This is a genomic window from Vibrio eleionomae (assembly GCF_009874545.1).
Taxonomy (GTDB): domain Bacteria; phylum Pseudomonadota; class Gammaproteobacteria; order Enterobacterales; family Vibrionaceae; genus Vibrio; species Vibrio nitrifigilis.
Genome location: NZ_WEKT01000088.1, coordinates 1 through 11,222, shown reverse-complemented (window position 1 = coordinate 11,222; position 11,222 = coordinate 1). Strand labels below are relative to the sequence as shown.

The following is an 11,222-nucleotide window of genomic DNA, read 5'->3' as shown; positions in this document are numbered from 1 at the left end:
CTCATAAAGTCCAGAAGGGCCATATTGAGAATAACGCGCAATCCATTTATCAACAGTTGGACGACTAATAGAATACTTACTTGATAACAATGTCTTAGTGTATCTACCAGATAGCCAGTCGGATATAAATTTGATTTTTAAATCCATAACACAAGTCTCTTTCCAAGCCATAGTTAGTCCTCCTAACTATGAGTTTTAACTTATGTAAACGAAGTCTCCAGATCATTTTGTAAAGTATGTCCCCGGTTTGTACACCCTCCCCAACCCTCCCCAAAGGGAGGGAGCTTGTTTAACGCTCGCTGTAAATCCGGTGATCTCCATCCAGCTCTGCTCAAAGGCAAGGGCTTGTTCACCGTAAGGTGCGACTCCAGCGTGCTCGATCTGGTTCTCCTCAAAGGGAGGGAGCTCGTTCAACGCTCGTGGTAAATCCAGCGATCTTTATTTAGATGGAACCAGCTTTGCGCTGCCGCCACTTATGAAGATATGACTTGTATCGTCACTAACCTAACAGCGTGATATCACCATGAATATTCAGTCTATTTCTCATTCAACACCACAGCTTGATCCGCTTAATCAGCCTGTGATTAAGCAAGCAGAACAAGCTGTAAAAGCTATGTTTAATCCGGCTCAATCCATGGCAGATTCGATGGAAGAAGTGTCGATGAAATTTAGCGAAAGTGTTGAGAAAAATAGTAAAAGCTTAGAAGAGCGTACGATTAAGCCTCGCTCGGAGCAGCGGATAGAAAAGCTTGCCGAACTTTATGAACTGCTGACTAATCACGACACTCAAACACTGAATCAAGAAGCTCGCCGCATCCTATCGCAAGGACAGCAGCAACTATCTGTTGAGCTGTTGTTAGATACAGCCAAGGGCGATCCCGCTAAAGCCGAAGTCATTTTACAAAAAGCCCTTGCTGAGGCTCGAACCACCGGACAAACCGATAAAGCTCAGCACTTAGAAACGTTAGGGCAACAGCTATACGAGCAACACGGTGCAGAAGTGATGGCTGGGTTAAATACAGCGGGTGCATTAGCCATGTTTAGCCAAGACCCAGAACACCGCCAAACATTACGCCAACTTTACTATCAACACATCGTAGGCCAAGGCTCTCTAGCAACCTTATTTGATGCCCTATTAACCCAATTTGATGAAGCTCATTTCGCGCAAGGATTACATACCTTAATCCGCGCATTAACCGATGATTTAGCGGCGCAATTCCCTTCTCTACCCCAAGGTCAACTACGAATTATCTTAAAAGATCTCACCGCTAGCCAGCAGCTCAGTCATATTCTCAACAGCGTGCAAGTCATGTTACGTAAACTTGCGGCTAAAGGCATGATTCAATCAATGAGTGCTGCCAAATTGACGAGAAAATTAGTTGAGTTTACACAATCAAGTTTGTACCCCAGAGAAGTAAAAAACCTCAATACAGAAACCGTTGGTGACGATCCTCTCGCTCATGTGGTGTTTCTGAATGCGCTATATCCTTTGGTACAAAAACTGCCACTTCCGCTATGGAAAGATAACAAAGCCCGTCAAAACACCTTGAACGTCATTTTGCGTTTAATGACTGAATACGCCCATTACGAACGCCAACAAGAATCACAAGCAACAAGGAGTACTCCACGCTCATGACTCGCCTTTTTCTACTTCTAAACCGCTTTGCGATTAGCGCGATGAAGCGCTCTGAAATCGTTGGTGCCACGTTTGTTATTGCCATCGTATTTATGATGATCATCCCTCTTCCAACCGGATTAGTGGATATATTAATTGCACTGAATATCAGTTTATCTTCACTGTTAATTGCCTTGGCAATGTACCTTCCTGGTCCACTGGCTTTCTCATCATTTCCTGCGGTGCTACTGATCACAACAATGTTTCGTTTGGCGCTGTCGATTTCCACCACTCGCCTCATTTTGTTAGAGCAAAATGCCGGAAGTATTGTGCAGGCTTTTGGTGACTTTGTGGTGGGCGGTAACTTAGCGGTAGGCTTGGTGATCTTCTTGATTCTTACCGTTGTGAACTTTTTGGTTATCACCAAAGGTTCGGAACGTGTTGCCGAAGTTGCAGCACGTTTTACGCTAGATGCCATGCCGGGTAAACAGATGTCGATTGACAGCGATTTGCGAGCAGGCCTACTCGAACCAGAAGAAGCGCGCCGTCGCCGCGAATTACTCGCCAAAGAGAGTCAGCTATTTGGGGCTATGGATGGGGCGATGAAATTCGTTAAAGGGGACGCAATTGCCAGCCTCGTCGTCGTGTCAATCAACCTTATTGGCGGCTTTGCAATAGGTACGTTACAGCATGATATGAGCGCCAGTGAATCTATGCATCTGTACTCAGTATTGACCATTGGTGATGGTTTGATTGCGCAAATTCCTGCCCTGCTTATTTCACTCACTGCCGGTATGATCATCACTCGGGTCGCTCCTGATAACCAAGAAGTTGATGCGAACATTGGTCGCGAAATGGCTGAACAACTAACCAGTCAACCTAAGGCTTGGATCATTGCCTCTTGCGGAATGTTTGGTTTTGCTTTGTTACCTGGCATGCCCACTATGATTTTTCTCGTCATGGCTGTCATATCACTCACCTCTGGTTTGTTCCAGCTCTATAAAACCTCGCAGCTGGAAAAAATTAATAGCGCTCACAAGGTGGCAGCGGGCACACCAGCCGAATTTAACGGTGAAGAGGATGTTCGTAAGTTCAATCCAGCTCGTCCCTATATATTGCTATTTAACCCTTGCCGAGCGGGTCTAAATGATCCCTTCACTATGGAGTTGATTCGCTTAGCAAGGCGCTGTCGTAACCGTATTGTGGATAAATTTGGTATCACGTTGCCTTCATTCGATATCGACTACAGTGACGCTGTCGCACCTGATGAGTTTCAATTTTGCGTCTACGAAGTGCCGACATTACGCGCCACATATTCAGAGAGTAAATTCGCCCTGCCACTTGCCATTGCCGATGATGAACTCATTTCTCACGGAGAGATTGGTAAGCAAGAACGTCAAGAAGAAAACTGGCTTTGGTTGCCCACCGAACACCCTATTTTCAGCCGTGAAGATGTGACACCAATAACCCCGATAGCGCTTGTTATTGAACGGCTCGAACGGTTGTTCTTTGCCACTGGGCCACAATTTATTGGCCTTCAAGAAGCCAAAGCGATTTTAAGTTGGGTGGAGCAAGAACAATCAGAGCTTGCCCAAGAATTACAGCGCGTGTTACCCACCTCGCGCTTTGCTGCCGTTTTGCAACGATTAGCTGCCGAATGCGTGCCACTACGAGCCATTCGCCCCATTGCTGAAGCGTTAATTGAACATGGCCAATATGAACGGGATGTAGGCGCTTTGACAGACTACGTGCGCATTAGCCTTAAAGCTCAGATTTGCTACCAATACACCACCGATGCTGGGCTACACGTATGGTTACTGACCCCTGAAGCGGAAGAGTTATTGCGTGATTCTCTACGTCAAACCCAAACAGAATCGTTCTTTGCCCTCCCTCAGCAAGCGAGCCATTTGCTGGTCGAGCAATTACGCCAAGCCTTTCCGGTATTAGCATCACCTCGTCCTGTATTACTGGTCGCGCAAGACTTACGCCGCATTCTGCGCAATTTACTGCAAGATGAGTTTAATCATATTCCAGTGCTCTCTTTTACGGAGCTGCAAAGCACTGCGCAGATTAATGTTTTAGGACGAATCGCCTTAGAAGGTTAATCGGGAACCGAACACCCAATCGAACCACTCAATGGATAATCATGAGCAGGCACGCTCATGGTTATTCCAGCCAATACTGAAAACCTGTTGATGATTTTTAGTCCCAATTCAGTGGTTTGGCTTTCTTGTTACTTTTATTTGTTAGTGAGTACCTACCATGTATGAGTTACGTGTTTTATCAGGAGTAAATCGCGGTGCATCCTTACCTCTTATCGGTGAGCACTGGCAGATTGGCTCAAATGACTTGGCCGATTTAGTGTTACTGGACGCAGGAATTTTCCCGATTCACTGCGAATTAGTATTTGCAGATGAACAATGGAGCATTGTTGCTCAATCTGGCGAAGTGACCAACCGCGAAGGCCACGTGTTTTCGCAGCAAACACCAATAGAAGCGGGTTCGCTATTCGGTTTAAATGGTGTCTGGTTAACCGTTGTCGCAGCGGGTGAATCGTGGGATATTCCACTACCGGAAGCACCCATCCGAGAGAACGAGAGTCTCATAACGCCACGCCCTGCAAAGCGTAAAACCCTATTGCCGTTTCTATTTGGTTTTATTAGTGCAGTGACAATCGCAGCCACCAGCACTTGGGCCGCATTATATCCTGACAACCAGAGCAATATTAAACGACAAGTTGAAGCACCTAAAATTGCAGATAAGCGTCAATCATTACCTCAAGCGCTCGATGTAGAGAAAACCCTGAAAACCATGCTGACTGAGCGCGAACTGAATACACCTCTCACTCTGCATCACTCAAGCAAAAGTGTGCAAATGAAAGGGGCACTGACTCAAGATCAAAGTCAAAAGTTAGAGCGCATGTTGGCACGTTTTCACCAGCAATATCGCACACCAATTACGATTGAGAACAGCACCTCATCTATCAAACACTCTTTGCCGTTTAGTATCGTACAAATTACGTCTGGCCCACTGGCGAGTGTCGTCACATCAAAAGGTCAACGCCTGTTTGTGGGTGATGAAATTCAGGGGTTGCGCTTAGTTTCAATCGACAGTGGCAAAGTGATATTCAAAGGTAAGAGTGAGTTTGAAATCTCATGGTAATGTCGACTCCATCGCTCGATCAGTGGTGTCATGACAAGTTAGCGCACCTGAACCATCTTGATTGCGTTAAGGTGCAAGGTGTTGTCAGTGACATTAATGGTATTTTGCTAGAAGGTTTATTACCTAAAGCGCGTATTGGCGATTTATGTACCATTCGCAGTCATGGCAAAGAAACGCTTGCAGAGGTGATGGGCTTTACCCAACAAAAAGTGTTGCTTTCAGCACTAGGGAATCTAGAAGGCATCGCGGCCGGAGCTGAGATTACCCCTCACTATGTTCAACATCAAATCGAATGCAGCGATGCGTTACTTGGGTCAGTACTCGATGGTTTCGGCCGCTGTTTATCCGGTGAACATGCGGCATTTTCTTTGCAATCAAGCCGCCCCACTTTTCCCGTGATCAACGATGCACTGGCCCCGACACAAAAACCACGAATTAGCCAGCCACTCCCGACAGGTTTAAAAGCTATCGATGGCTTAATGACGCTCGGTGAAGGCCAACGTGTTGGGGTATTCGCTGGTGCAGGTTGTGGTAAAACCACGCTGCTCGCTGAACTAGCGCGTAACATGCCATGCGATGTCATTGTGTTTGGCTTGATTGGTGAACGTGGACGCGAACTGCGTGAATTCCTCGATCATGAACTCGATGAAGAACTGCGTGCTCGATGCGTTTTAGTGTGCAGTACATCAGATAAAACCAGTATGGAACGGGCACGCGCAGCTTCAACAGCCACCGCGATTGCGGAAGGTTTCCGAGCTCAGGGAAAACGCGTGCTGTTACTGATTGACTCTTTAACCCGCTTTGCCCGCGCACAGCGAGAACTCGGCCTTGCTGCGGGTGAACCACCGGGTCGTGGCGGATTTCCACCATCGGTTTATACCATGCTGCCACGCCTAGTGGAGCGTGCAGGTAACATGGAAGGAGCCGGTTCGATTACAGCGCTTTATACGGTGTTAATCGAGGGGGATGTGATTGCTGGCGATCCCATTGCTGATGAAGTGAGATCTCTACTCGATGGACATATCGTTTTATCGCGCAAGTTGGCAGAAAAGAACCATTACCCGGCCGTTGATGTATTAGGCAGCTTAAGCCGGATAATGACCAACGTCACCGACCCACACCATCAGCAGGCATCCGGTACGCTGCGCAATTTACTCGCGGCCTATAAAGACATCGCCATGCTCATCCAGTTAGGCGAATACGAAGCGGGTAACCACGCATTGACAGATTATGCCGTAGAGCATTACCCGGCCATTTTGCGCTATTTACAACAAGGGATGAGTGATCCCTTAGAGTTTAGCGACATCCTTACACAATTACAGGACATCACGCTGTATGCGCCGACGGATGATCATTGAAGACAAAGACATTGAGCCTCAAAACACACTGGATGAGCAACAACAGATGCTCAATGACACACTGTTGTTACTTAAACCCATTCGAGACCACCGCTACTTAAAAAGCCAGCGTCAATGGCGCAAAAAAAAACAGGCTCTGCGCCAAATAGAGCAGGTATATCAACAAAAACAGCAGCTATTAGCGAATCAAGAACAACAACAAATCGACATGCGTAACAAGCTCGATAACCAACACAAAAATAAGCCCATCACGCAGCTCACTCTTCAAGAATGGATGGCCGCTGAACGTGACTTAATCATTGAGATTCAAACAACACAGCAAGCATTACAAACGTTACAGCTTAATTTAACAGAGCAACAGCAGCGAGTTGAACACGCCCAACAAGCCATGACTCTCCAGCAAAAAGAAGTGACTAAGTTAGATGAAATGCAACGTTGGATAAAGGAGTGATTATGAAAGTCCATACACCGCCGCCCCAACATCATGAAGAGCCTCAGCAGCAAGTGAGCAATAAGCCGCGCAATAAACAAGAATCGAATAAATCGACCCAACACTTGGCCGCTTCACTACCCGAGTTAGCATTATTTCAACATTATCTATCTCCCGAGAATTCACCTTCGTTTGCTGGCGAAGTGGAAGACTCTTTTCGCTCTGCTCGTTGGAATGAGCCACTTTGTGATCAACTCTGCCAAGCACTGCCAAAAACAGGGCAATCCTCATTAGCGACAGATTTTTCTTGCCAGATTTTGCTCCCCAACGCGGGCGAAGTACAGATGGATGCTTTTATGGAACAAATGACTTGGCATATTCGCCTCAAGTTCTCTCAAAAAGAAGCCTTCACTCAAGCCAAAAATCAACAACGCTATCTTGAACGCAAATTACGCAAAACGTTAGAAGCGCCTGTTTCACTCACTATTACCTCTGCGTAAGGATCTGTTATGACGCCATTTCTTGCCCAACGAAAACTGATTTCTACCCCACATTATTTAGCATCGCAATATATAGGACGAGGATTAACTTCCCGGTATGAAACCGCACTGGGAGAGCTTGTTTTTACTCTGCGTCACCTAGAGAGCTCGTCTCACAAACCCCTAACGTATTTTGCGACGCAACACGGCACACTGGCACTACCCACATCGGGCTTAGAAACTTGGCTAAACCAGTTGTCATCACTGCCATACCCAGCCCCACTGAGCACTGAAGACAATGAACACGCTTGGCAATATGAGCTTTATTGCCAGCATATTTACCCGGCACTTCAGCCATTGCTCATTCCCTTCACCACATTAGACAATCCATCAGAGATAATCGAAGGCCAATGGTTTGAGCTGATATGGCAACACAACAACCAACATGGATCGGTCGAGATCTTCACGATCCCCGCTACCATTGCTAGTTGGCTGAGTTCTGGAACTTGGCAGCCCATCAATGAGCTCGATCTCGCCTCATTGCATTGTTCTAGCCCTCTTACTCTGGGTTGTTGCGCTAACGTTTCCGCACTTGAGCAAGGCGATATCGTCATGCTCAGCACGACTTATTTTTCGCCAACCGGATCAGGCGCGATTTCATTAGCAGGTTTGCAAGTTGATATTGAATATCTATCGAGTGGAACTCAACCGCAATATCAGGTCACTCAGGTAACAACATCTTCTGCTTTTGAGGCATTACGAACCGATATGAATGCGTACGACTCTGACCCATTTCACTCTTCTTATGAATCTGACTACGACCAAGCATCGTCATCGCATGATGCACACCTAACGACGTCACTTAAAGTCGTGGCAGGTCAAATCACACTTACTCTGGCTGAACTGCGTCAATTGGGCCCAGGTTCTGTATTGCTTCCTCAAGGAGAAGCCGCTGGGTTTGCTAGCCTATTCCACGGTTCAACCCGCATCGCTCGTGGTGAAATAGTGACGGTTGAAGGTCAGCTTGGCTTGCAAGTGACTGAGGTATTACTTCCAAGCCAAACACCATCAGTGAACACTAGCGATGAATTTCACTCCGACCAAGCAGCGTTGGATGAATCAGCAGAAATGGAGTCGCAAGCATGGGATTAGGCCAAGTCGATCCACTCCTGTTTGCACTGTTTTTAGGTGGGTTATCACTACTGCCAATCTTACTTATCGTGTGTAGCGCATTTTTGAAGATTGCCATGGTGTTATTAATCACCCGTAACGCAATGGGGGTGCAGCAAGTTCCGCCCAATATGGCTATTTATGGTATTGCACTTGCAGCAACGCTCTTTGTCATGGCTCCCGTCTTTCATGACATTCAGGGGCGGGTAAAAGAAACACCGCCAGATTTTAGTACGCTAGAGGCGATGCAAGAGAGCGTCAATCATATTATCGGCCCGCTGCAGCAGTTTATGGAAAAGAACGCAAACCCTGATGTCGTCGCCCATATTATGGACAATACCGCACGTCTCTGGCCCAAAAGCATGGCTCAGGAAGTGACCAAACACGACCTTTTAGTGGTGATCCCATCATTCATGCTTTCAGAACTGCAAGCTGGGCTTCAGATAGGTTTTCTTATCTATATTCCCTTTATCGTTATTGATCTCATCGTCTCCAATGTGCTGCTCGCACTTGGCATGCAAATGGTATCGCCCATGACCATTTCCTTGCCGCTGAAAATACTACTGTTTGTACTCGTTGATGGCTGGAGTCGGCTATTAGACGGTCTGTTCTACTCCTACATTCATTAACGAACAGGTAAAGGATAAGTCATGGATATGCTGACTATTTTTAAACAAGGAATGATCCTCGTTGTGATGCTTTCTGCCCCACCGTTACTCGTTGCTCTGCTCGTGGGGGTATTAACGTCGTTACTACAGGCGCTGTTTCAAGTGCAAGATCAAACCTTACCCTTTGCAATTAAGTTGGTTTCTGTCGCCATTACATTAGCGCTCACCGGACGCTGGATAGGCGTTGAAATCATCTCATTTGCCAGCCAAGTATTTCGTTTTATCGCGATTGCGGGCCATTAATTATGCCCTTTCAGATTATTCCGCATTTAACTGAATGGATACTGGCAATCAGCCTTGCTATGGCCCGGCTCTTTCCTTGCTTGATCTTTATCCCTGTCTTTTCATTTCGTGAGCTTAAAGGCGTACTTCGTTATTCCATCGTGGTGATTTTAGCCCTGTTGGTTGCTCCGGGAATTCGAGCGGCTCTGCCTCATGATCATAGTTGGTTCACTCTGGCCGGTTTGTATGGCAAAGAAGTCATGCTGGGGATTTTACTCGGTGCGGTACTTTCTATTCCCTTCTGGATGTTTGAATCCGTAGGCGCTTTATTTGATAACCAGCGCGGCGCATTGATGGGCGGGCAATTAAACCCAAGTTTGGGGACCGACTTTACCCCGCTTGGTTTTCTCTTTAAACAATCGCTCATTATTTTGATGATCACCACCGGCTCATTTTTAGGCTTGCTGCAAGTCATATGGGACAGCTACATGCTCTGGCCGCCAACGGTCTGGTTTCCCATGCCAGCTGCCGATGGTTACGCCACATACTTACATCTACTTTCTACTGCCTTTGGTGATCTCGTCTTGTATGCGTCACCACTCGTCGGATTACTCCTGTTTATCGAATTTGGTTTAGCGATACTGAGTCTCTATAGCCCACAATTACAAGTTTTCATTTTATCCATGCCAATCAAGTGCTTGGTCGGTTTGATGTTCATCGTCATGTACATGCCTAATCTGTTTGATTTTATGACAGTACGTCACCTGTCCTGGGACAGCATGTATCAAAACCTCAGCTTGTTCTTTCGTTCCATTCCTTAATTTCTATTTCTAAAAACATGCAGGAGGCCATCTCTAATGAGTGAGAAGACCGAAAAACCTACCCCCAAAAAACTGCGAGACTCGCGTAAAAAAGGTCAGGTTGGGCAAAGCCAAGATGTACCCAAGTTATTAATTGTCGCCGCATTATGTGAAGTGATATTAGCGATGGTCGATAACGGTATGGAAAAAATGCAAGCCTTAGTCAGCACCCCCATTTCGCTTTTTAATCAACCTTTTGGATATGCAGTTAAAGCCGTTGCTGTGCACTGTTTTACCATCGCAGGTTCATTGATGATTTTGGTTCTCGGTATTGCTGTCATGATGCGTCTAGCGGGCGCATGGTTGCAGTTTGGCTTCTTATTCGCGCCAGAAGCGCTCAAATTAGACCCTAACCGCCTTAACCCAGCAAACCAAATTAAAAATATGTTTTCGGGTAAAAAGTTATTCGAATTATTCAACAGTCTTTTAAAAGCCATCGCACTTGGAGTGCTCATTTATTACCTTCTTTATCATGCTTTAAGTACTTTGTTAAAACTTCCACAAGTTAACTTAGCAATAAGCTGGCAAGTCATTGCACACTTATTCAATAAAATAGAACGAGCCTGCTTGGTGGTATTACTCGTCTTAGCTGGAATGGACTTTGGTATCCAAAAGTACTTTTATCTCAAAGGATTAAAGATGAGTAAAGAAGACATAAAAAACGAATTCAAAAGCTCAGAAGGCGATCCCCACACCAAAAGCCACCGGCGTTCTGAAGCCCGCCGCTTGGCAAATGAAGAGCCGAAAAAAGCAAAGAAAGCGCCCACGCTGGATGACGCAGACATGCTCGTTGTCAACCCGACTCACTTTGCCGTCGCTCTCTATTATCGAGCAGAAGTGACACCACTTCCTCGTATTACAGTTAAAGGTCGTGATGAAGATGCGCTCAATTTAATCGAACAAGCCAAAAAGAAAGACATTCCCGTGATTCGATTTATTTGGTTAGCCCGTATGCTATATAAAGAAGAGGAAGGAAGTTTCATTCCAAGAGAGACATTACGTTATGTAGGGAAAATATACCAGGTATTACATAAATTCGACACCGATGATATTAACGATGCCAATCAACATATCGAAGATATATGAAAATTTAATAAAATATTTATTAATAATTAAATCACTAACCTAATTTAGTGATTTTTATTCCAAATAACGTACGGCAAAATAATTAGAATAAATATTCTAATTAATATTAAACAAGCATTCTCTAATTTTAATAATTAAATATGTAGGAATATCCCATATGTAGGAATATCCC

General features: G+C 45.6%; 12 protein-coding genes. 11 read left to right on the top strand and 1 reads right to left on the bottom strand.

All coding sequences use genetic code 11. The features are described from left to right. Positions 1 to 147, bottom strand: a 147-nt coding sequence (locus F9817_RS24595) for a helix-turn-helix domain-containing protein (protein ID WP_427916730.1), incomplete at its 3' end; no start/stop codon positions are given. Between the two features lie 376 nt (positions 148 to 523). Between F9817_RS24595 and sctW the strand changes: the two genes are divergently transcribed. The 11 genes from sctW to sctU all read left to right on the top strand — a co-directional run bounded on the left by sctW (position 524) and on the right by sctU (position 11,050). Further along, on the top strand, positions 524 to 1,636 hold the full coding sequence (gene sctW, locus F9817_RS22950) for a type III secretion system gatekeeper subunit SctW (protein ID WP_161158538.1): 1,113 nt from the start codon (positions 524 to 526) through the stop codon (positions 1,634 to 1,636). After that, a complete protein-coding gene (gene sctV, locus F9817_RS22945; RefSeq protein ID WP_161158537.1) occupies positions 1,633 to 3,720 on the top strand; it encodes a type III secretion system export apparatus subunit SctV in 2,088 nt (695 codons plus the stop codon). The genes sctW and sctV overlap by 4 nt, the downstream gene beginning before the upstream one ends. Before the next feature lie 157 nt (positions 3,721 to 3,877). Beyond that, complete coding sequence (locus F9817_RS22940; RefSeq protein ID WP_161158536.1) at positions 3,878 to 4,777, top strand: FHA domain-containing protein; 900 nt, start codon at positions 3,878 to 3,880, stop codon at positions 4,775 to 4,777. Beyond that, positions 4,771 to 6,135 (top strand): FliI/YscN family ATPase, encoded by a 1,365-nt coding sequence (locus F9817_RS22935; RefSeq protein WP_161158535.1) that lies wholly within the window; start codon positions 4,771 to 4,773, stop codon positions 6,133 to 6,135. The genes F9817_RS22940 and F9817_RS22935 overlap by 7 nt, the downstream gene beginning before the upstream one ends. Then, a complete protein-coding gene (locus tag F9817_RS22930) occupies positions 6,113 to 6,586 on the top strand; it encodes a hypothetical protein (RefSeq protein WP_161158534.1) in 474 nt (157 codons plus the stop codon). Before F9817_RS22935 ends, F9817_RS22930 begins: the two co-directional genes overlap by 23 nt. Positions 6,587 to 6,588: 2 nt before the next feature. Further along, a complete protein-coding gene (locus tag F9817_RS22925; RefSeq protein WP_161158533.1) occupies positions 6,589 to 7,065 on the top strand; it encodes a hypothetical protein in 477 nt (158 codons plus the stop codon). Positions 7,066 to 7,074: 9 nt separating this feature from the next. After that, positions 7,075 to 8,196: a FliM/FliN family flagellar motor switch protein gene (locus tag F9817_RS22920; protein WP_161158532.1), complete on the top strand. Its 1,122-nt coding sequence runs from the start codon at positions 7,075 to 7,077 to the stop codon at positions 8,194 to 8,196. Continuing rightward, the gene (gene sctR / locus F9817_RS22915; protein ID WP_161158531.1) at positions 8,187 to 8,843 is read left to right on the top strand and encodes a type III secretion system export apparatus subunit SctR; all 657 of its coding nucleotides are present in this window, start codon (positions 8,187 to 8,189) and stop codon (positions 8,841 to 8,843) included. Before F9817_RS22920 ends, sctR begins: the two co-directional genes overlap by 10 nt. Positions 8,844 to 8,864: 21 nt before the next feature. Then, entirely contained in the window at positions 8,865 to 9,125 is a 261-nt protein-coding gene (gene sctS / locus F9817_RS22910; RefSeq protein WP_161158530.1) for a type III secretion system export apparatus subunit SctS, read from the top strand. 2 nt (positions 9,126 to 9,127) lie between these two features. After that, entirely contained in the window at positions 9,128 to 9,925 is a 798-nt protein-coding gene (sctT, locus tag F9817_RS22905; RefSeq protein ID WP_161158529.1) for a type III secretion system export apparatus subunit SctT, read from the top strand. Positions 9,926 to 9,961: 36 nt separating this feature from the next. After that, the gene (gene sctU / locus F9817_RS22900; protein WP_161158528.1) at positions 9,962 to 11,050 is read left to right on the top strand and encodes a type III secretion system export apparatus subunit SctU; all 1,089 of its coding nucleotides are present in this window, start codon (positions 9,962 to 9,964) and stop codon (positions 11,048 to 11,050) included. Positions 11,051 to 11,222: the final 172 nt, after the last annotated feature.